At 45.7% G+C, this 22,539-nt stretch carries 19 protein-coding genes; 5 read left to right on the forward strand and 14 right to left on the reverse strand.

The genetic code is table 11. The features are described 5' to 3' along the window. Nucleotides 1-199: 199 nt before the first annotated feature. From LACZS1_RS11535 to LACZS1_RS11545, 3 genes are all read right to left on the reverse strand, one after another. A complete protein-coding gene (locus LACZS1_RS11535) occupies nt 200-1,756 on the reverse strand; it encodes a glycosyltransferase family 4 protein (protein ID WP_070652039.1) in 1,557 nt (518 codons plus the stop codon). Nucleotides 1,757-1,769: 13 nt separating this feature from the next. After that, nucleotides 1,770-3,287 (reverse strand): glycosyltransferase, encoded by a 1,518-nt coding sequence (locus LACZS1_RS11540; protein ID WP_070652038.1) that lies wholly within the window; start codon nt 3,285-3,287, stop codon nt 1,770-1,772. Between the two features lie 238 nt (nt 3,288-3,525). Further along, nucleotides 3,526-4,533 (reverse strand): Gfo/Idh/MocA family protein, encoded by a 1,008-nt coding sequence (locus tag LACZS1_RS11545; protein ID WP_070652037.1) that lies wholly within the window; start codon nt 4,531-4,533, stop codon nt 3,526-3,528. Between the two features lie 315 nt (nt 4,534-4,848). Between LACZS1_RS11545 and LACZS1_RS11550 the strand changes: the two genes are divergently transcribed. Then, nucleotides 4,849-6,039 (forward strand): CPBP family glutamic-type intramembrane protease, encoded by a 1,191-nt coding sequence (locus LACZS1_RS11550; protein WP_070652036.1) that lies wholly within the window; start codon nt 4,849-4,851, stop codon nt 6,037-6,039. Between the two features lie 167 nt (nt 6,040-6,206). Here the strand turns inward: LACZS1_RS11550 and LACZS1_RS11555 are convergent, their stop codons facing one another. Next, nucleotides 6,207-6,683: a Dps family protein gene (locus LACZS1_RS11555; RefSeq protein ID WP_025012590.1), complete on the reverse strand. Its 477-nt coding sequence runs from the start codon at nt 6,681-6,683 to the stop codon at nt 6,207-6,209. A 264-nt stretch (nt 6,684-6,947) separates the two neighbouring features. Here LACZS1_RS11555 and LACZS1_RS11560 point away from each other — a divergent pair, with 264 nt between their 5' ends. The 3 genes from LACZS1_RS11560 (at nt 6,948) to LACZS1_RS11570 (ending at nt 10,441) form a co-directional block, all read left to right on the forward strand. After that, nucleotides 6,948-8,186, forward strand: coding sequence for a YncE family protein (locus LACZS1_RS11560; protein ID WP_070652035.1), 1,239 nt, complete (start codon nt 6,948-6,950; stop codon nt 8,184-8,186). A 428-nt stretch (nt 8,187-8,614) separates the two neighbouring features. Beyond that, the gene (locus LACZS1_RS11565; protein ID WP_070652034.1) at nt 8,615-9,352 is read left to right on the forward strand and encodes a hypothetical protein; all 738 of its coding nucleotides are present in this window, start codon (nt 8,615-8,617) and stop codon (nt 9,350-9,352) included. A gap of 270 nt (nt 9,353-9,622) precedes the next feature. After that, complete coding sequence (locus LACZS1_RS11570; protein WP_070652059.1) at nt 9,623-10,441, forward strand: Cof-type HAD-IIB family hydrolase; 819 nt, start codon at nt 9,623-9,625, stop codon at nt 10,439-10,441. A 130-nt stretch (nt 10,442-10,571) separates the two neighbouring features. Here the strand turns inward: LACZS1_RS11570 and LACZS1_RS11575 are convergent, their stop codons facing one another. From LACZS1_RS11575 to LACZS1_RS11620, 10 genes are all read right to left on the reverse strand, one after another. After that, nucleotides 10,572-12,386: an FtsX-like permease family protein gene (locus tag LACZS1_RS11575; protein WP_070652033.1), complete on the reverse strand. Its 1,815-nt coding sequence runs from the start codon at nt 12,384-12,386 to the stop codon at nt 10,572-10,574. Between the two features lie 12 nt (nt 12,387-12,398). After that, complete coding sequence (locus LACZS1_RS11580) at nt 12,399-13,157, reverse strand: ABC transporter ATP-binding protein (protein ID WP_070652032.1); 759 nt, start codon at nt 13,155-13,157, stop codon at nt 12,399-12,401. A gap of 325 nt (nt 13,158-13,482) precedes the next feature. Continuing rightward, complete coding sequence (locus LACZS1_RS11585; protein ID WP_010492525.1) at nt 13,483-13,827, reverse strand: YxeA family protein; 345 nt, start codon at nt 13,825-13,827, stop codon at nt 13,483-13,485. 283 nt (nt 13,828-14,110) lie between these two features. Then, nucleotides 14,111-14,416 (reverse strand): hypothetical protein, encoded by a 306-nt coding sequence (locus LACZS1_RS11590; protein WP_070652031.1) that lies wholly within the window; start codon nt 14,414-14,416, stop codon nt 14,111-14,113. Nucleotides 14,417-15,065: 649 nt separating this feature from the next. Then, nucleotides 15,066-15,653, reverse strand: coding sequence for a type IV toxin-antitoxin system AbiEi family antitoxin domain-containing protein (locus LACZS1_RS11595; protein WP_070652029.1), 588 nt, complete (start codon nt 15,651-15,653; stop codon nt 15,066-15,068). Between the two features lie 430 nt (nt 15,654-16,083). Next, the gene (rpsI, locus tag LACZS1_RS11600) at nt 16,084-16,476 is read right to left on the reverse strand and encodes a 30S ribosomal protein S9 (RefSeq protein ID WP_010492533.1); all 393 of its coding nucleotides are present in this window, start codon (nt 16,474-16,476) and stop codon (nt 16,084-16,086) included. A gap of 13 nt (nt 16,477-16,489) precedes the next feature. Next, entirely contained in the window at nt 16,490-16,936 is a 447-nt protein-coding gene (gene rplM, locus LACZS1_RS11605) for a 50S ribosomal protein L13 (protein ID WP_005686771.1), read from the reverse strand. Nucleotides 16,937-17,112: 176 nt separating this feature from the next. Next, nucleotides 17,113-18,483, reverse strand: a complete 1,371-nt coding sequence (locus LACZS1_RS11610; protein ID WP_070652028.1) for an HlyD family secretion protein — start codon at nt 18,481-18,483, stop codon at nt 17,113-17,115. Between the two features lie 5 nt (nt 18,484-18,488). Beyond that, a complete protein-coding gene (locus LACZS1_RS11615; RefSeq protein WP_306402862.1) occupies nt 18,489-20,666 on the reverse strand; it encodes a peptide cleavage/export ABC transporter in 2,178 nt (725 codons plus the stop codon). A gap of 130 nt (nt 20,667-20,796) precedes the next feature. Further along, nucleotides 20,797-21,396 carry a TetR/AcrR family transcriptional regulator gene (locus tag LACZS1_RS11620; RefSeq protein ID WP_070652026.1) on the reverse strand — a complete coding sequence of 200 codons (600 nt, stop codon included), beginning with the start codon at nt 21,394-21,396 and terminating at the stop codon, nt 20,797-20,799. Between the two features lie 80 nt (nt 21,397-21,476). Here LACZS1_RS11620 and LACZS1_RS11625 point away from each other — a divergent pair, with 80 nt between their 5' ends. Beyond that, a complete protein-coding gene (locus LACZS1_RS11625) occupies nt 21,477-22,538 on the forward strand; it encodes an ABC transporter permease (RefSeq protein ID WP_070652025.1) in 1,062 nt (353 codons plus the stop codon). Nucleotide 22,539: the final 1 nt, after the last annotated feature.

Consider the following 22,539-nt stretch of genomic DNA (forward strand, 5'->3'; position numbering starts at 1 on the left):
TGAAATATCAGAATCTTACTCGATCGTTATTTTTTCAACTTTTTGACTATCTAGAATTCTTGGTGCCATTTGATCTACCCGATTCCGCATTCTAGTTGATTACTCATTTGCTTCAAATTTTGAGTCAAAAAAAGAGATGGTCATTGCCATCTCTTCCATGCGTTAACAATTCAATCCTAAAGGTTCCTCAATTTTGGAACTATAGTGCTTCTGCAGCTAACACTTTCGCGCGCTTTTTCGCGGCGTAGTCGAACAGCGTCTGCCATTGTTCAAACGTATTATCATCCGTAAAGCGCAACGCGTTTTGATAAGCTTCTTCACTGAAGGCTGCCAGCTTGTCCTTATGCGTAAGCAAATCAATGATGGCGTCTGCCAAGCCATCAATATCGCCGTTTTTAGTCAGAATGCCGCTTTTACCATCTTCAAGAATGTCTGCCGGCCCATAGTGAATATCATTTGCAATCATGGGTAATCCATGCGATTGAGCTTCGATCAAGGTTAGTGGAAAACCCTCAGCTCTTGATGGCAATAACCCGACTTGTGCACGATTATAAACTTCAGCAATGTTGCCTGTGTACCCTTTGAATAGTACGCTATCTTCTAAATGCAGTTCTTTGACTAAGGCGCGCATCTTATCACCCACATCACCGTTAGCGTAACCCCACAATTCGAGCTTAGCATCAGGAATAACCTTGAGTACTTTTTCGAAGGCTTTGATTGAACTGTCTTGCTGCTTCTCTGGTGCTAGGCGAGCGACATGAACGACGAGATTATTTTCCCGTTGTGCAAACGGCACTTTATTGGCTTCAACATCTGTGGCCTTAACAAATGCAACCCGAATATTAAAGACTGGCGGCTTGGTTCCCCATCGTGCCTCCACGTCCTTTTTCTGCTGCGAAGATGGCGCAATAATACCGTCCCACTTATCAAGATTGTTCAGTGAGCTGGCATAGAAATTGTTCAATCGGTCATGCATGATATCTTTGTCATCAGCCAAATGGTTGTTGTGTAAATGCAACACTTTAAATGCTGTCGTCTCCATATGTCGTAATCCCCAGCCAGTCTCCGTAGTTCGATCGCTAATAAACACATTGTACCCACCATCAACTTTATTCAGCTGATCGTAGAAAAACCGCGTCAAATCATGTAGGCCATCGAACAAATAGTCCACGCCTTCAAAATCATCTAACTTGTACGAAAACTTCTCTTTGTTTGCCCGATTGAGATAATGGAGTTTTTCGATCTTAACGTTCCCTTCCAAGTCCAGATAATGTTCTTGGAAGATATTACCGGCATTGTCAAAATACTGGTTCAGGCAAAGAAAGCCGCGGGAATTCCACCAGCTCATCTTCGTCGTACGACCGGTTGCATCAAAATATTGAACATTACTGATTTCACGTGGATTTGCGGCGCCTTGACGCAGATAGGCAATCCGATAAAGTTTGTTGTTCTTAAAATACGTGACTTTGTTGTCTTCGGCCTTCTGTGTGACGTCATCTCCAACAGCAATGACATCATCAACTATGGTCACATTCTTTTCGACATGGGTGGTACCGCAAAAATAATCGAACAGATTTACAAAATGATCGTCGCTGATCTTGGCATCGGCGGTCACATCATGCAAATTCATGGCAAAAACCCGCGTGACGATTTTCGCCGGAACCTGATGCTGATTGAATAAGTTCAGTCGCTGAATTTCCGCGCCTTCAATGCCTGATTTAGCAAACTGCATATTTTCATTTAAAAAATAATACATAACCCAACCTCCATTACAGACCTAAGACTTGCTGCCACTGCTTGTAGACGCTGGCTTCATCCAAACGTTGGCTGACATTTTCCAACGCTTTTTGCCCAAACGCCGCGCGCTTTTCCGGATGTTGCAATAAATCAACAATGAGCTTTGCCATGATTGCCAAATCATTTTGCGGAACCAAATACCCGTCTTCTTTGTTGGCAATTTCATCGCTTGGGCCGTAATGGAACCGATAGCTGATAACTGGAAGCCCATGCGTCTGTGCTTCCAAAATTGCCAGCGGTCCACCGTCAGTTGCCGCTGTATTCAGCAGCATCGTGTACTGCTCATATCGCTGATCCAAATCAGTCACGTAATCTTTAAAATGAACCTGCTTATCAAGTTTTAAGTCTTTGGTTAACGCTTCAAGCTTCTTTTGGTAATCAGCATCCCCATAACCGTACAAGTCCAATTCAACGCCCGGAATCTTACTGTTGACCAAACCCAGCGCTCGGATCATTTGATCAAGCTGCCGTTCTTCAGCAATTCGGCCAACGTACATTAACTTTTTATTATTAACATCAGTTGTGGCTTCATCAGGCTTTTGCGGTAACGTATCGGGATCGATTGTGACTGCTGGAATAGCCGTCACTTTTGCCGTCGGAAACCGCTTTACGATAGCATCGCGTTGACTTGGCGTCTGAACGATGAAGCCATCGATTTTGGCTGGATCGGCAAAAGCAGGTTTCAGATAACCATCTACAGGATCCGTTTGCTGATTGCCGTTATTCACGACATGGTTAATCGGAACGTAAATGAACTTTTTAGCCGCCTGCTGCATATTCATTAATGGCAAAACACCAACACCCGGGCGGTCGCTGATAAAGACGGTTTCACCCGGATCTGCATCCGCCAATTCATCTAGGAAATGTGTAAACAAGCCGTCTAGATCATCAAACTCCCGATCATCAAGAATCGTCTTGCCTTTCAAGACAACCCGAGTGAGCTGCATTTGATCAGCCTGATTACCGGCATAATAAGTTTCAATGACCGGCTTGCCATCCAAATCATAGTAGCGCTCAAACGTCAGCAGCCCGTCACGACCAAAATATTGCGTAGCAGACCGAAAACCGCGCGCATCCCATAAGTCACGTTCAATTTCATTGCCCTGATCATCCAAATAATTCTGATAAAAAACGTGCCCATATGTTTCCGGTATGTACCCTACTTGCCGACGAAGCCGATCACCATCGGTCACTTGACTCTGATTAGCATCAACCGATACCTCGTCAAGTGTTGGCAAATTCATTTCATCGTTGAGCACCGTTTTTTCCGGCATATCGCTGGGAATATGTTGAAAGTAATCAAACATGTTCAACACGTCCGTTTGCGCAATCTTCATTTTCTCCAACGTTCGCACGCTTAACCGATCAAAGTCCCGGGTCAAAATGACAGCCGGTTGGTTGAATCGCTTGAATAAAGCCAAGCGTTTAACCGCCGCGTGTTCAACGCTCGAATTCTTTTGTAATAAATACTCATCCAAGAAAAAAATCATTTTTCTCCTCCACCATCCCAAATCAATATTGACAAAGCATCATCTGCTCAACAACCTGAGATCATCACCCGCTGATCTGTATTTCGAAGTTGAACATGGCTATATAACAATAGCGATTCTCATATAGCGCAAGCTTAATATAACATACCCATCCTGATGACAAAATTATGAAGACTCGATATTATAAATAAATTTGTCATCAGGTCGTTTTGAAAACCCACCACGTCGGTCTTCCGTCTTACTTTTGCGGCATATCGGTCGGGAACTTAATCCCCACCATTTGGCGCAAATGATACACCACATTGTTGACATCTTCTGCTAACTGCAACCATTCTCGATATTTTTTACGATTTTCCGCCGTATACGGGTGTTCCAGCACTTCAGTAAAAGCCAATAACTCGCCAGTAAAGTGATACGTATAATCAGCTGACATCAGCGGCGTGATCTTCTTTTGGGCATCATAATGCTGAACCAGATGCATTTCGGTTAAATCATCAACCTGAATCAGTTCATGGTGGCCATTAACTTCCGTGGGCATATATGAATCCGTGGTAAACCCAAAGTGAAGCGTCACATAAAAATGGTCATATTGAAGGAAAGCAACACCTGTGCCGTCAACTCCCGTCTCAACAGCTGTCGCAAAGTATGTTGCCGAATTCGGCCGGCCAAATAGCTTCAAAGCTGCATAGATGGCATAAACTCCTTTTTGCTGCAGCGCACCACCAAAGGATGCCAAGGTAAAGCCTTCAGGTTGTGCTCCTTCCAAAATGGCGTCATACTCCGGTTGTTCCCGCATCGCAACCAAAGTAGCCCCTTGAACCATGGCCATTTTTCCAACCGCCGCTTCAATATTTTTAAAGTTTGGCATGTGAATCGGATAAGCCCCTTCAAAAAATAAAGCTCGGGGATGATCGATCAACAACTGTTCCACCTCGGCAAACTCAGTGGGATTTGTCAAAGCTGGCGGCTGCACAATGACATGCTTATCAGCCTGAATTGCCTGCTTAATATGGCTAAAGTGATCGCCATTGGGAGAGGCAATGAAAACCGTATCAAAATTGCCGTTCTTAAAAAAATCAGTAATATCAAAAAAAGTCTGATTCGTACCATATTTTTTGGCATACTGATCTGCTTGATCAACATCGCTGGCATACAAAGCGCCGAGCTCCCATTTGTTCGTCACATTTGCCGCCTGCACGAAATCGTCAGTTGCCTGGTTCGTGCCAATAAGACCGTAATGTATCATTTGCATTCTCCTCCAAAAACACGTCGTATAAGCGTACAGCATAACCTAAAGATAACATTTAATAAAGCTATTATATTCGGCATTTTATAATGAGTGTCAAGTGTTCGATATGCACGTCTTGATCATTTTATTCATAAATGAGGCTGTCCCACCAACCAGATGAATTGTTGAGCCTATCAACTAAAGCTCATATACCAATAGTCAATGAAGTATTTATTGATAGCCCAATATCAAGATTTCGATGTCTAATTTTACCGTCCTTGCATAGACTTGTGCTAACATGTAGACCAACAACAACGGGAGGTATTTAATCACATGAAAGCATACAGCTCCCCCTGGTTTTGGTGGTACTTTGTCCAGGGACTTATATTAACAGCCGGTTATTTTCTAGCGGCTCAAGGCGCACAGTTTTGGTTATGGGCGCTTGTCTTAACCATTATCGAAGGTGGCTTGTTACTGGTAAGCGCCATTTCGGCACCCAAGCATTGGATCAGCCGCTTATTCAAACTGCTGGCAGTTTTGATTCAACTTATTGTGTATCCGCTTATTGTTTTCTACAGCGGTCAGCAATTCTTGCGTGTTTTGCCAGGCAATTTAAGTTTGATTCTGATCGCGGTGTTGATTTTACTGGCTCATATTCCTTTTGCAAAAGTTCTATTCACGCCAGACCAGCATTATTTGACGCGAGTTATCACAACCATGCTAGTCGCGTTTATGGTTATTTACGCAGGGACCACTTTTACTGAAGGTTTGACCAAATCAGCTTTTGCTTCGCCGCTTTGGAGTTTTGCGGAAGCCGGCGTTTTGGCAGCGATTGTCTCAGTGCTAGTCGGCGCCATCGCGATGCGTCAGTGGGGTCTGCCGCTTCCTAGCTGGCGGTTCAACCCGAATATGCAAGCCGGTGTCTTGATTGTTTTGGTTGTCTTTATCATTTACTTTACGCTCTGGAATGCTTTTAGCACGAACGATTCGTTTCAAAGCCTGTTCATCTGGTCATGGCATTCAAATCCCCTAACCTTTAACTGGTTTGCTCAAGGACTTGAGCCGGGGATTGCCGAGGAATGGGAGTACCGCTATATGGTCTTAACTTTGTTGCTAGTCTGGTTGAGCCGGCATCGGTTGGCATTATCAGGCGGCATCTTCATCACCGGTCTGCTCTTCGGCGCCTCCCACTTGATCAACGTTTTGGGTGAACAAAATTGGTTTGACACGCTTTCGCAGATTCAGTTTGCTGCTGTCTTCGGGTGGTTTATCGCCGCCGTTTATCTTTACGTTGGTTCCTTTAGTATCCCGATGCTTGTCCACGCGACCATTGATATTCTCAGCATGGTCGTCAGCAACACCGAGGCTTCAATCACCGGATCAATAACGGTTTATTTATTCCAAACTATTGTGGAAGTTGTCATGATCGGGTTGACTGTTTGGTTGCTGACTGGACGGCGACGCCAAACCATGCAATGGACGCTGGATCGGATTATGCCGAAACAGGGAGCGTTAACAATTTAACCTTTGCGCGTTTCTGCCGTGGTTAGCTGTTGTCTATTCGTCAAATTCAACCAGATTTACGCCAATAAAACCACATAACGTCAAACGCCGACATACTTTCCACCATAAACGTGTGGAACGCATGCCGGCGTTTTTATGTCGTCACTATCAAAAGCCGTTATGGCAAATTAGTCATCCAGCGGGCCCTTTCCCAGGTAAGCATTTAACATCCAAATGTTTTTATCCGTTTCTTCCTTGTACCCGTTGATCATATCTTGGGTCGGGAAGTCGCGTTCCTGATCAGTGATTTCAATAGCTTTCTGATACTGGTCGGCCAAATACTTAAACTGCTTGACGAGACGTTGCATCAGCTCCACCAACGTGTACTGGCCAAATGCCACTTTTTCATCAGGCAGACCGGTATGTTCGATGAACTCATGAGTGGTCGCGTACGGTGATCCGCCCAAAGCAATGAGCCGTTCTGCAATCGCATCCAATGCTTCGGCTAGTTGATCTTTGTAATCATCCATCAATGGGTGAAGACGAAAGAAATTATGACCGCGCATATACCAGTGAATCTGTTGCACATTTGTTTGAAGCTGCATCAAATCCGCAATCAATTGATTAAGCTGGTCAATGGTTTGCGGATACTTAACATCAGACATCAATCATTCCTCCTTGTGTTTGGCACATGGTTTGCAACAACAACTTCATTATGGCACAGAGGAATTGTGAGGTTCTAGCAAAAAGCTCGGAACCACCTACAATAAATAAAAATCATTCTTGTCGCAGGAATGAAAATCATTTTTTCGAAAATCTATTCAACAGTTTTGACCATCGTAGCTTATCAAGAATTGATGTAAATCACCGTTGCCTGCCATAGCAAAATGTTTGACTTGATTTCGCCACTATGGCATCAATAAATAAAGATGTTTATTAGCAATCACAAAACAGAGGAGCATAGCCTTTTGAAAAAATGGATTTGGGTGACAATCGGAACCCTTGTGAGCATGGCGGCACTTGGTATCGGCGGATGGTGGTTAATTGACCATTATCATTATCAGCAACTGGTTGATCAGCCGACTGACGTCAAGAAATGGGAAGCGGATCCGCGGCCATTGCAGTCTGAAAGTGAAGCACAAAAACGCATTACCGAAATTCGGCAACCGTCGTCTGGTGTGCACTTGGCAAAAAAGACGAAGATGGCGGTGATCCCGGGGTTACGAGGCGCGTGGTCAATCGACAACAAAACCCGGCAAGCGGCCTTTGGGACCAACTGGGTACCACAAGGCGTTACGCAGTCTAAAAAAGCGCTTTATGTCAGTATGTATGATGGTGATCATCGGTTAAATTCCATTATTATCGAAATTGACGCCAAAACCGGGCGTTACAATAAGACGCTTATTTTACGCTCCAAGGCGCATGTCGGCGGCATTACTTACGATCTCGACAAGCAGCGACTGCTTTGGTCGGATGATAACTCAAAAGCGGGCGGCGCTGGCATCAGCTATGCCGCACAACGCGAAATTGACGCCTATCAGCCGCAAGTCAACCAGGCACCGCTGGCCTCAACGCGGATTCCATTCCATCTGGCCAACCGCACCTCGGCCATGACCCTTTACAACCATCAATTGGTCTTGGTGAAGTACGGCAAAAAGACGACCGGACGTTCGCTGATTGCGTTGCCCCTAAATGACGAGAACCTGCCAAATGCGATCACGCAAAAACAGTTTGACAAGATCGTCACCGACCTCGCCCCGCAGACGCAACATAAAAGCACGACCCAAATGTTAGACATTCTTTTCAAAACCCTCATCAAAAAGAAAATCATCAACTCTTACAATCCTGCGTGGGATCGATTGCAAGGCGTTGCGATTGCCAAAGACGGTGTGACGTTGTTCAGCCAGTCAAACGGCAGCGCACCAGGCAAAATTTGGATCCGGATGGCCGTGGATAAAGGGTGGGAAAAGTTAGATTTTAAAGCACCAAAAGCTGGCGATAAAATGATCAATGTGCCGAACTCTGTCGAGGAAATCAGCTTTAACCCTGATCAAAATGAGTTACTTCTTATTTTCGAAAGTGGCGCAAAGGCTTATCGTGAAGAAGGCTGGTTCTTCCACCGGCCGCATTACATGGATCGGATCATGTACTTACCTTTAACCGTTTAGGGCATTTTGCCTGAACATTAGTGATTGGAAATCATAAAACAGCCGTAACCTATTCGTCAGTTCAAAAACTGCGGGAGGTTACGGCTGTTTATTTTTAAGTCGGATAATTTTAACGGCATCATCTGCGTCACGGAAAACGATCGGCGAACAAAAACACAACGATCCTAAGATCATTGTGCCTGATCAACTATCCCCTGCCTAACTTGATGTCTCACGTTTACCGCTCACGCAGGATCAACCTATACATAACTTGATCACCACCAACTTGGCTTGATTGTCTTTAGGTGGCAGTAATCGGATAATGCCGCGCGTCAAATAGTTTTCCTATGGATAGCGTTCTAAAGCGGATCAATATGTTAACTCGGTAAGTCGTTTGGCTTTCTTTTTGAAAACGTTTACGATAATATTCAAGCTATACATAACGCTCTATGGACGAAGCCATAAATGAAGAACATGAATGTTTCGTTAAACGACTTGCCGCGGAGGCTTTGGTTTCGGATGGCGTACAATTACCGCTAAGGGAAATTATTGCGATTCTCCCTTTGCCAGACAATTTTCTGACCGGGAAAATGCTGGCGCTAACAGCAACTGCCAACTATCTGTTGCCGAATACCTCTTTAAGCTTTGTCCGTTATCACGAAGACGAATCTATTTATTCGCAATCGGTACATCAAGTTATCGTGACGAAATTATATCATGGTAACACGGAAAAGTTGCCGAAGATGCTTGCCGGACCCGGCTATGCATTTATTCCGCTATCTGCGCCTGATCATCGCAGTGTCATTTGGGTTGCTTCCCATCACCTAGTTGACCATGCCATTCAGCGCCGCGGAGGCAAGCAGATCATTACCGTCAAATTTTGCGGGAATATGAAAATGACTTTACCGACAACTTATCACGCCGCGCATTTTTCAGAAATTCTAGCAGGCAGTCGGCTTTTGATGGATGTGACGGAACAACTGGCCCGAATCAGCGCAGGCCACGCACCGTTAGCTGACGATCCGCAGCATGAACACACAGTGCTGGTGGATCATCAGACTGCCAAGATATTGATGCATCACGTCAACGGGCGGCTTTGGCAACAAGGCGCTAAGCAGGCCGTTGGGGAGGATATGTATATGTTGCAGTCGGTTAAGGAAAAAGGCCGCAATCCAGATGGCGTTTAGTTTTGCGTATGCCTATCTCATTTGAATATAGTCTATTACAAGTTTGCCAATTTTATTTAGTCGAAAAAGTGATTAATGAATGATGCGATTGTTTATCTTTTGCTGCCTCGAATTAAGTCGGCTCTAGATTAACCATCCTCAAATAAGGTACCATTGTCATGGAAGGATGAATGCGGATTTGCCGCAACTTTCAGTGACAAATGGCTGGCTACCGGCATTGGCGACGGTCATCTGCCGGAATCAACGCACAAGACTGACGGAGGATTGATGATGATTAAACTAATCGCAACCGACATGGATGGTACTTTCTTGCGGAATGATATGAGCTACGATCGCAACTGGTTCAATCGACTTTATCACCAACTACAGGCGCACCACGTCTATTGGGTCATCGCCAGTGGCAACCAGTACTTTCAGTTGCAATCTTTTTTTGAAGACTATCCCGAAACCATTTTTGTCGCGGAAAACGGCGCCTACATTCGTGATGCCAATCACATCTATGCCTTGAATGCCTTCACGCCTTCGATTATCCACCCGATTTTAACGCAACTTGAACAGATTCCTGACTTAAAAGTCTCCGTCAGTGGCCAGGCCGGTGCCTACACACTGGACACCATGGATCCGGCTCATCTAGCCATCATGCGAAAATATTATCCTAAGCTAACGCTACTGCGCGATTACCATGAACTCGATGACAACATTCTCAAGTTCTCCATCGGCTGTCCACCGGAACGTACGGATGCGATCGTTGCTGAATTACGGAGCGCGTTGGCTGGCGTTGCAACTCCGACTAGCAGCGGTCACGGCGACATTGATTTGATTCGCCCTAATGTGAACAAAGCACAAGGACTTGCGCTGCTGGGGCAAAAGCTCGGGATCGACTTGTCCGAAATGTGTGCCTTCGGTGACGGCGGAAATGACTTGGAAATGCTGCAGGAAGTCGGCTTAGGTGTGGCCATGGCCAATGCCGATCCGCGCGTGGCCGCTGTCGCTGATGCCACAACGACAAGCAATGAAGAACAAGGCGTTTTAAAGTTTATGGAGACACTGCTCACAACCGATCAACGGCATGCTGTCAAAAGCCGCTGAGCACCAGTCCAGAATTTACAACAAATTACTGATAAGTAAAAAAACGGCCGCGAAAAGGGCGCTAGTTTTCCTAATTCGAAAACTAGCGCCCTTAATAGTGAATTTGACTGATTGGCAGCAAGTATCAAATTTAGCCCTTAGCCGCCAAATCCTTGTTAATCACGATACTCTGATACATCCAAGTGGTGATCAGATAGTATAAACCGTAAAGCACGATGAAGACACCAAACGGCACGATTAGGTTGTCATAAGGTGCCTGAAGAATCATTTTGAAGAGTTGCAATCCAAACAAAACGTGGATCATGCCGACAATGCCTGGCAGCAGGAACAGCACCCCGATTTCCTGACGAATGGACCGGCGTAACACTTGAGGACGAGCACCGATTTTCTGCAACATCAGGTAGCGGCGCTTGTCATAGTTGGCGCCGGACAAAATCTTAAACATCAAGGTTGAAGCCAACATCGCCAAGAACGACAGCCCTAAGAAGAAGCCCATAAAGGCAAGGCCGGAGTACATCCCATTGAGAATGGAATACGACACGAATTTCTGATCAGTGTCAGTGTTCCACAATTTTGGATATTGCTTTTTCTGCAACGTCACGATCTTTTCGATAACGTCATAATTTTGGTTGAAGTTTTTGACTCTAAAAGTCGTTAACGTCTCCGCATTCCCTAACTTGGCAAATGTTGCATTGTCAGTGACTCGCATCTGCTTCCCGCGGTTATTACCAACAAAAATGCCCAAAGAGCCTGAATATTGCGCGGCAATTTTGTTAAAGTTGCGACTGGTTAACGTGACCGAGCGCAACTTAACATTCATACTTTGATCGCGGATCGGCACCTTCAAAGGCTGCGCGTCAAGTTCGCGCTGACTGAGATAAACCGTTTTAGCATCTGACTTGAGCGTATACTGCTGCTTTTCCGTGACGCCTTGCAATTTTTTCATCTCAGCTTTGGTTTGTGCATTTGGCGATGCAACCGTTAAATCATAAGCCGTGTACTGACTGGCCAGCACCGGAATATCGTGGGTAAACCCTAGCCCAACGGTAATTGCCCCAAGTGCCAAGGCCACCAAAATGGATACAACAGACAGGATCCGGGTATAGTCGCGAATCCGAAAACTCAATTGCGACAATGTAAAGGTATGCAGCTGCTTAGAAGCAAAGGACCGGTTGCGCTTCAACAAAGCAATCAAGGCCACAAAAACGGCATTGAATAAGAAGTACGTCCCCATCACAATGGTAACCAAAGCAGTCGGGATGGCTTTGATACCAATATGAAGCGCATTACCCATGCAGTAATACCCGACAGCCAGCAAAATCAAGCCTAAAACAATCTGCAATGCGAAGAAGATCTTTTTTTGCTTAACCCGATTCGGCGTTTGCGCCTGCCGCAATAGCCGCATCATCGGCATTTTTAGCAACTTAGCCGTATTGTAAATCGCCGATAAAATGAACAAAACAACGAAAAATCCGAATGTCCATAAAATCGCCGGCAACCAGAAAGCCGAAAAGCCGGTTGCTTTGGCATGCAGCGCATTAATCAACCATTTACCGATAAAATTGGTGCCGACTAACCCGATCAAGACGCCAGCAAATGTTGCGAAAAATCCAATCGCAACCGTTTCAAGGAAAATGAGCTGCCCGATCTTACGCCCTTTTGCCCCGAGCATCATAAACATTGCATAATCCCGTTGCCGCATACTCAACAGAAAACTGTTGGCGTAAACAATGTAGACAAACGTGATGATTGCCAACAACACTGCCCCAAAGCCAAAAATAAACGGTGTGTAGCTAATCGGCGAATTTTGTTTTAAGAAGCTGGTGTTCGTTGCCAACGCCATGAACATATAAAAGACAGCACTGGCAATCACCAGACCAGAAAATAACACCGCATAGTCGCGGAAGCGGTTCTTTAAGCCGCCAAGTGCAAGTTTGCTTAACATAGATGCCGCTCCTTATTTTTGAAATGTGCCAAGCGTTTCCAAAATTTCCTGATAGAACGCTTCCTGGCTTTTATCCCCATGCACCAACTCAGATCCGATTTGACCGTCTTTGATGAAAAGAATCCGACTTGCATAACTAGCGGAAAACGGATCGTGCGTCACGAGTAAAATCGAAACCCCGTGATTTTTATTTAGGTCATCCATTGTGTCGAGCAATTCGCGCGCTGCTTTTGAATCCAAGGCACCAGTCGGTTCATCCCCAAACAAAATGTCCGGTTGCTGAACCAAGGCCCGGGCTGCAGCCACCCGCTGTTTTTGGCCGCCGGATAGCTCGGTCGGATAATGATCCAACACCGCGGTAATCCCTAGCGTTGCTGCAATTTGATCAACCGCCGCCTGCTGCTTTTTGGCACTGACATTTTGTAACGCCAGCGGCAAGGCAATATTTTCCCGGCCGGTCAGATTCTCCAATAAATTGAAGTCCTGGAAAATGAAGCCGATTTTCTTTGCCCGAAAATCCGAAAGTGCGTTGCCTTTTAACTTCGTCACATCTTGGCCCTTGATGCGAACCGCGCCAGAAGTCGGGCGGTCAAGTGTACTGAGAATGTTCAACAGGGTCGTTTTACCTGAGCCAGACGCACCCATAATCCCAACGAATTCACCGGGTTCAACCTGGAAATTAACGCCTTTCAATGCTGGCGTCTGCTTTTCACCGCGTTTGCCATAGGTCTTGGTCACATTTTCAACCGTTACGACTGGTTGTTTGTCCATGATAATCCTCCATTTGCGTGTTTGCTTTTTTGAATAATGTCATCATACCGGCTCTACACCGGCATTTCCTGATAATGGGCTAACAAACGTCTGCGCGAACCTAACGTCTTTGTAAGCCACTTTAACTTTTCTTTACTTCTATTTTTGTTCGCGCCTGCGCTGGTTTTGACTGCCTTGACAAAAAGGGTATCAGCGTCGCGCGGGCGGTTGTGTCTAACTGAGCATATCGTGGCAAAAGAAAAACAAGGTCTTGATCTTTTAAAATCCCATCAATCGAAACCTTGCCACTTGTGCGTGCTCGCATTATTGACCAAAGAGCAGCTGCTTAATTTAACTTTTCTCTTGCCGCTTTCGGTACGTCTTTAGAAGGAACGCTTTCCCAGCGAGTAACCCCACGATTATTGTTATAAGTCATCTTTAGATACGCATTCATCTTCAAAGGCCGATTACGATAAACTTTAAATTTGAGTTGCTTGGCTTGACCCTTTTCATCATAACCGGTCAGCTTATAGTCAAACACCTTGTTGCCTTCGCTGTCATTTGATTCTTTACCATTCTCGGTAATCTTCGTATAGTAGCTCGGCCCGCCGTAGCTAAAATGTTGATAAGCTTTCATGGCACCGAATCCCAGCACAATCAGGACAACCAATCCGATTAGCATTTTTTTCAATGTCGTTTCGCCCCTTTTTTAATTTCCAGCCTCCAGCTATTCAAAGAGAGGTTTGTTCCCATAGCTCTCAGGCTTTCAGCTAGTTTATCAAGCGGGCGTCCATACTGAAAATAGAATTGTCTAACAAATCACAAGACGTAACTAACGGGTTTGTAAGCAAGTTCACTGTTACGACTTTTCGACGGGAAAAAAGCTGTGCAGCTCAATAGCGCGGCGCACCAGCGGGGATATGCTGACCACTTGAATGCTCATTGACCGCCAGCAAAGCACAACTAAACTTCACTCACTCGTCGTGCAAAACTATCTGGCTGGCACTTACCTCCAAGCTAGCCAAGACGTCTTGCTGTTGGATGAAAGTGATCCAAGCTTGCCGCGAATCTTGATCTTCCTCTTTAATATAGCGTTTCAAGTTGCAATAAGCGCTGCACACAAATCGCTCCACCATCGTCTCAACGGCCTTTTCTTCCATCACAGGATCTCGCTTACCCGTCGCATGTTTCAGCCGCTGGTAGACAACCGCGCGCTGTCGAAAATCGCGCACGGCATGGCAATGGGACATCACATATTCTTTAAATGTATCATGATTCAAACTTCCGCCTTCTTTGGTTAGTTGAGAGATCGTACTTGTTACCATTTTAACATGGTCTTTGGAAATTCAGAATATGAAGCGGATGGCGGACTTTTGTTTGTGATTGTTACGTTATAGGGAACGTTTTACGGCAGGACCTGTTGCAGTCCAGTTATGATTAATCGCAAAGATACAGGCATCATAAAAATACCTAATACTAGTGAAGCAAGCCGATATGGATCATTAACTCGAACACGCTTTAAAACCCATCCGAGCATCAGAACCATAAGAATGACAGAATCAGGCCACACCTCTTCTAGTGTTGTTCGTGTGCTATTTTCAGGTAAGGTCAAGAAGGCCACAATAAAGACGATGCCATAAACTACCAGTATAATGCCGAGCACCAATGTAAACATATTATCAATCCTCGCGTTAACCAAAACCCGGGGTCCACCCGGAAAGCCAATTTTATGACAATTAAGCTAGCCTTTTTGCTACTCTCTGTAAAGTGGCACTTATTGTTTTCTTCGAGTTTTAATGCCGCGATTTTACACACATTGTAGTAATAAGTGTGTAAAATCACGGCATCAATTGTTTTAAATAAAAATAAAATCCTTTTCCGACTGAACAACTTTTGGGGCGAACTGCTGATGTTGCAGCAAACTTAATCTCATAGCAGTACATCCATGTATGCGCGAATTTTATTTTTCACCTTAAAAATATCTGCATACTCACTCAGACGATGCAGGTCCTTACGCTTCATCTGTGAAAATGATACCATTGCTTGCTTTATCGTTTCTGCGTCTGACGAATCACGTGTCCTTATAATATCGCACAATGTCCGCTCAACGTTATACGCGCGCACCATATGCTGCCCTGGACTTTTTACTATTTCCACTCCAAGATCGTGCCATTCGCTTTTCTGCCTATAAACCTTAACCGGATATCGTTTGATCGCTGGTGAATGGTAGCCAAGCGGAAAATTCATTTGATATCGATCAGGCGTGCGATCAATCATATGATGTAAAAAGAGCGCACTGTCTTTAAAATAAATGCCACGACTGAATCGATATTGCAGAATGTACATGTCATCTTCAAATATTGCTGGATCAATATAAACTCCCCGATCTACCCGCTCTAATTGCCCACGGTTGGCAAAATCAGCGAGTGAATGTGGATCTAACCCAAGACGTTTCATATCCGCAACGGTTACCTGACCGTTATTTTCTTCCATGAACGCTTTAACGGCATCAATCATGAATATCACCTCACCTAGCACACACAATTATAGCATGAGACTATGTGTAATAAGTGAATAAATGCTTTTAAACCTTAGCAATATCCAAATATTCAAGTTACAACCAGATCCAGTTTATTGAAACTCTCCAGAAGAAAATAAAGTTACGTCATAGCAATGAGCTCGCCTGTCCATTGTGTTATCATCTGTTACGCTCTTATTGATATGCATTCTCTTTCCACGTACAAACATAGTGACAGCACAACACCATGTTTGTACGTGGTCATTAACTGCATACTTAAGGTATATTCCGGTAAATATAATTATCGAATTACAAGTTATGTATTTTCGTCAAAGTAAAAAGACAAAATACTATTACCGTGCTTTGCCACAAAAAAACACCTTCCCAAACTTCGGGAAAGTGTCGATACTCCAAATATTGATCGAATGATTAACGCTTGGAGAATTGTGAAGCTTTACGAGCCTTCTTCAGACCATACTTCTTCCGTTCCTTCATACGAGGGTCACGGGTCAGCATGCCGGCCTTCTTAAGTGGGCCGCGGAAGTCAGGATCAACGGTCAACAGGGCACGGGCAATGCCGTGACGAGTTGCGCCAGCTTGGCCAGAGAAGCCGCCGCCATTGACGTTAACAAGAACGTCGTAGCTGCCAGTGGTTTCGGTGATGCCAAATGGCTGAGTTAAATCGGTGATCAGGTTTTCATATGGAAGGTAGTCGCGAACGTCTTTACCGTTCATCGTGATCTTGCCGGTGCCGGGAACCAAACGGACCCGAGCAACGGAGTTCTTGCGACGACCTGTACCTGCGTATTGTACTTGTGCCACAGTAATTGCCTCCTTAGATTAAGTTTGAAATGTCGAGTACTTCTGGCTTCTGTGCCAAATGCGGGTGTTCCTCCCCAGCATAGACATGAAGCTTCAAGAATTGCTGATGGCCAAGTGTGTTCTTGGTCGGGAGCATCTTCTTAACAGAATATTCAACCAGACGTGCCGGGTTATCCCGCAAGAGATCCCCAGCAATTTCATGTTTCAAACCACCTGGATGCTGACTGTGACGATAGTAAATCTTGTCTGAGGCTTTTTTGCCAGTCAACTTTAGCTTGGAAGCATTGATAACGATCACATTGTCACCGGTATCAACGTTTGGGGTGAATTGCGGCTTGTTCTTACCACGCAAGATCGAAGCAACGACAGATGACAGACGACCCAACGCGATATCAGTTGCGTCAATCACATACCATTTACGTTCGATTTCACCTGGCTTAGCCAAAAATGTTGTACGCACGATTTGTTTCCTCCATAATTCTGTGCTTGTTTGAACACGTTAAGTTTCCGGGGCTTATCGTGGGGCAAACAATACCAGCTACTAGAATACCAACGATTCAGGCTCAAGTCAATGTTAAATTACAGCACAAGCGAGCTTGTCGGTAGGTTTTTAGCATCATCACAAAACTCCTGCCGTTAGACCCCAAGTTTCCGCACCAATGTCTGCCAGGAAGATTGCGAGCCAGCAACAATCGAAGCATGTACCGTTATTCCGTCATGAAGCCGGGCAAGTTGCGATTGACTAACCCGACTCTGAACCGTTATCTGCAAGTTTCCTTGCTGCAACTGGTTTGCTGACGGTATCTGCGTGACTTTTCCGCCAAGTATAAGTGTGTCCCCAGCATTTGGTTCGACTTTTACACGCACCGGTTGACCACGTTTAACGTTAGGAACGTCCTTTTTCGCGACCTTCAAGTTGAAGCTGATTGAAGATTGGTGATTTTTCTCAGGTAAAATCCGGCCGATCACCTGTCTTTTACCAACGATTTGCTGATCTGTAGCCGCTAACTGGCGCAAATAGAGCAGCCCTGTTACCGGTGCTTTAATGGTTTGCGGTTGGCTAGCGTGCCTTAAGCCCTCGTCTTTTGCCTCAAGCTTTCCAAGGGTTTGCTGGATGCGTTTCGCGTCCGCTGCGACTGTTTGCTCAGTTATGGTTTGCAAAGTCGTTAGCAAGGTTTCTGCGCTGGCCTGGCCAGTTCCTGTCGTTTGTTGATTCTCTTGCTGCTGTGCTTGCAAGGCAGCAAGTTGTTTTTGCCGATCATTTAATCGACCTTGCAGTTGGGCAAGATCTTGGGTTTGAATGACCGCCTTCCCCCCTGCATCTGCGGTGGCGACTGCCTGCTGGTAATGTTGATAAAAGCCAGCATAAGGATTGTCGGCGGCCACACTCCCCAGACCACGAATGGCGGCCTCAGCAACTTGAATCTGGCCGATCTCGTTTGCCGTCTGAGCGATCATCGTTGTCAGCAGCTGGTCAACTTCCTGCCTTTTGTTAGTAAGCGCCTGGTTGTCACTCGCCGCCGCATTTCCAGATAACGTCTGCGTCACCATTTGCCGTTGGTTCAGATAAGTCTGTAACGCCTGTTGATAACCATATTGATCGGCTTTTGAAAAAAGATTTTTATTTTGGTCAACGCTTTGTTCGAGCACTTGCAACTGCTTTTGCTGTTTTTTCAGGTCGGTTATCTGACTGGCAAGATCGTCAATTCGATCAGTGTCAGCGGTTACGCGATAAACCAAAATACGCTGATTTTTGCGAACCCTTTGGCCGACCTGCATCATGACTCGGGTGATAGTCGCCGGGCCTTGTACATAAAGCGCCCGCCCTCGCTGACTGGTAGCCATGATGCCATTTGCCTGAATGGTTTTTTCTTGTTTGGTAAAGGCCAAAAACAGAACGAGGAGACAAACAAACACGATGAATGGTAAGGCGATCCAACGCTTAAAATGCTTGAAACGCCGGGCAAAATCAGTAGCCGTCACCCATTGATTTTCTTTTTGACTCATGGCGACTACCTCCTCAGCATTTGGGCATAATACCCGTGCTTGGCAAACAAAATCGGATAGCTTCCCTGCTCAACGATGCGACCATTAACCAACACAACAATCTTATCGGCATGACGCGCTAGCTGTGGTTGTTGCGTCATTAAAATAATCGTTCGGTCCTTGATCGCAAACAGGCGATTAAGAATTCGCTCAGCCATGGCACTTTCGATCTGGCTAAAAGTCCCGTCAAAAATAAGCACTTTTGCTGGCGATAGTAACGCCCGGGCGATTGCCAGCCGCTGCTTTTGACTTGCTGTCAGCGTTTCGGTATTGGCATCAACCAGTGTGTAGACTAGATTTGGCAGGTTTGTAATGTCATCGGCAATTTCGGCCGTTTCACAAGCAGCATCCATATCATCATCGGACACGTCTGAGCGATTGCCAAGACGCAGGTTGTCAAGGATGGAGCCGGAGAAAATCACCGGCCGTTCTGGAACATAGGCAACATATTGGCGTAGTAGCGACAAGCGAATGTCATTAATATTCGTTTGGTTAAAAGTGATCGTTCCACTTCTGTTGTCGAGTGGCCATAAGCCATCAATCAAACGTGCCAAAGTCGTTTTACCAGCGCCACTTGCGCCAACGACTGCCATGTTATGATTTGGCAGAATCGTTAAATCAATCTTTTGTAAAACAGGGAGCTTTACCTGATACCCAAATGTAACTTGATTTAATTTAATCTCCCCGGCAATTTGTGCCGGTTCATTGACGCGCCGTTGTTGATCAGCCGCACTGCTTGACGGAAGATCGCTCAATCGGCTGTCGGCAACAGCGATCAATTGCCGTTGCGGCTGCAATCGCACTACTTGTGTCAAGTGTCCGACAAAGTAAACAAACAACGCAGCAAATGCTACCAATTGGCCGAGGCTAAGTTGTTGCGTTAAGACCATGCTGGCACCTAACCATAAAAGACCGACTATTAAGATGAAATGAAACGCGTGCTGCACCGCTCGTTGAAGTTGCACAAACTGCAGCTGGGCAAACTTTTTATGTAAATCATCGGCAAACGCCTGATCAACCCGCCGAAACAGATCCGATTCGGCACGTAATGTTTTCATTGCTTCAACGTCCAGAAGACCTTCAGCAATTTCGCTGTTAACTGCCACGCTGGACTGACTCGTAGCGTAGCCGGCTGCCTGCAAGCGATCACGGAAAAGCCACATCAGTAAAGCATCCCCAAATACAGCCAAAACGGCTAATAGCGCCAACTTCCAGTTTATAACGACCAGTAAAACAAGTAATATTGTCGCAGCAAACGTTTCAAGCCACTGAGTCACAAGCGTTTTGGCAGCAACCCCCATGAGCCGATTCATTTCAACCACTTGGGCAGTGAGCGTTTGCCGCTGATGGTTCAAGAAAGGCAAGGGCATTGCGTATAACCGGCGGACATAAGCCAACGCCACATCAATCATCAGCCGCTGATCCAACATGCCTAACAAAAGTTCACAGCCCCATGTCAACGCCGCTGCAAAAAGACCTGCCCCCATTAGTGCAAGCGCCATGATGGCTAACGGCGTCATTAATCTATTCGGCAGATAAGTATCCACAATGATCTGGAGAAAAAAGGCTCCCGCGACACTGATACCTGTTGTCGCTAGCATCGCAAGTATTACATGCACCAAAGCCGCTTTTTGCTGCAAAATCAACGCTTTAATCGTCTGTAAATGTGATGAAGGTATTTTACCGGCTGCATGATCCAATCTGGGCTTAACACTGACCCCAGCCGCAGCCCACGTTTGGCTGAATTGTTGATACGATAACCACTTAACACCAACCGTCACATCAGGATACGCTACCAACAAATGCCGTTTGGTGATTTTGAAGACAACGGCAAAGCGCTGCTGGCCAGCCTGTCCCCCTCGGCTTGCCACAATAAGCGGCGTTTCGTTTAAACGCTTCGGGGTGATGCTGATAACACTTTTCGTTGTGAAATGAAGTGCTTCGGCAGCATGCATCAGGTCATCTAATGTCGTCCCGGTCTGGTCCACTTCAGCCAGTGCCCGCAAACGCGTCGGTGATATCTCTGCCTCATAAAATTTCAAAACCATGTTCAAAGCTGCAACCCCGCTTTCCCGCGGATCAGCTTGTGGCACATAGTCACACCGATTGAAGTGTCTCACCCAAAAATTCCCGGTAACCCTCATGCGTGTACTCCCCTTGTTGCTATGCTTGATCAACCTTTAATTAATACTAAGCTTATCACAAAAATTAAAATATTCGTTATTTAAAAGACGGATAAGGTCATTAATCTCATAAACAAAAGATGTACCCACATCACTTTTCTTCTTCCGTTCGGCTAACGCCAGTGCAAAACATCTGCAATGCCCGATCAAGTGGCAGTTGTTGCTGGAAGCCGCCGTTTTCTGCGGTATTAGCCGGTCGCAAATAAACGGCCAAGACGTTTAAAAAGTATAACGTGACTTCCCGAGGCTGATACACCTCCAGTAATTCAGATTGAAAACCGGCAAAAAAGCGGTCTAATGGTGCGAGCAAACTGTCCTGCCAAGCTTTGAAAACCCGTCCCCGCGCACTAGCCTTCAAGTTAGCAATATCGTGGATCACCATCTGCAAGTTCATATCATTGTCATCGGTTAAAACATGCCCTAAATGGTTCACCTTAGCGGCTAGGCTACCACTGCCGGTTTGCGTCGATGCAATTTTGGCCGCCATGGTGTCACTCACCTGCATCACCACTGCCAAGTACAGTTTTTCTTTGGTGCCAAAGTAGTGATACAGCAACGGTTGCTGCACATTGCTGGCTTCAGCAATCATCCGCGTGGTAACGCTGGCATAGCCGTTGGTCATAAATAAAGTCTGTGCTGCGGCCAAAATGCGTGCAATGGTCGCCTTTTTTCGCTGTTCTCGTTGATTCATTTTTACCAAGCCCTTTTTATTTATCAATTGATAAACGAGTGCTATAATGATTTTACAAAATTCAAGTGGAGGTGATCGAAATGTTTCTTGCCATTAAAGAAATTCTGCACAACAAAGCGCGCTATCTTTTAGTTGTCGTCACGTTTGTCCTCATTGCCTATTTGGTCTTCTTCTTGACGGGTCTGGCAACCGGACTGGCGCGCAACAACCGCACTGCAATTGACGCCTTGCCCGGTGATTATGTGTTAATGTCCAAATACGCTAACAAAAACCTGCTGAGCTCCAGCCTGACCAAACAGCAGGTCGATAAAGTTGCTAACAAGCACACCGCCGTGCTCGGCCAGGTTTCAGTGGTCGCCGAGAATACTAGCACGGATAAGAAAGTCAATAGCAACGTTTTTGGGATTAACCTCGCCGGCAAGTTGAAGCCGAATGTCACCAGTGGCCGCATGCCAAGAAACAATCATGAGGTTCTGGCCGACGATAGTGTGACCAATGAAGGCCTGCACAAAGGTGACCGCATTACGCTCAATGGTAGTGACCAAAAGTACCGAATTGTCGGCTTCACCCATGATCGCCGCTTCTACACTGTACCTGTATTTTATACAACTTTGACGACTTTTCGCCAATTAAAGTATGGCCAAGCCAACGCGGCCAATGTTTCAATCGTCATCAGTAGTCGCCCGTTTAAGACGATTCCCGCCAAAACCCAACAAATTGATCGGGCGACCTTGATTAACAACATCCCTGGCTATACCGCCGAAACGTCTACCTTTGCGCTGATGATTGGCGCCATGATCGGGATTATGTTATTGATTATCGGCATTTTTATGTATATTTTGACGATTCAAAAAATCTCGATGTACGGTGTCATGCGGGCACAAGGTATTCGTACCCGATCTATTATTGCTGCATTGTTCTGGCAGATTCTGATCCTTGCCGTTGTCGGAGTTGGCATTGGCGCCGGATTGCTTGGACTCACGCAGTTTATTCTGCCAAAAACGATGCCGTTCTATGCTAACCCCGCACTCTTTTCAAGTATTGCCGCTGCCCTAATTGTCATGTCATTAGTCGGTGGCCTGTTCTCACTACGCCGCATTATTAAAGTTGACCCATTAGCTGCCATCGGAGGAGGCGAATAGC

Source organism: Lacticaseibacillus zeae subsp. silagei, assembly GCF_030770335.1.
GTDB classification, from domain to species: domain Bacteria; phylum Bacillota; class Bacilli; order Lactobacillales; family Lactobacillaceae; genus Lacticaseibacillus; species Lacticaseibacillus zeae.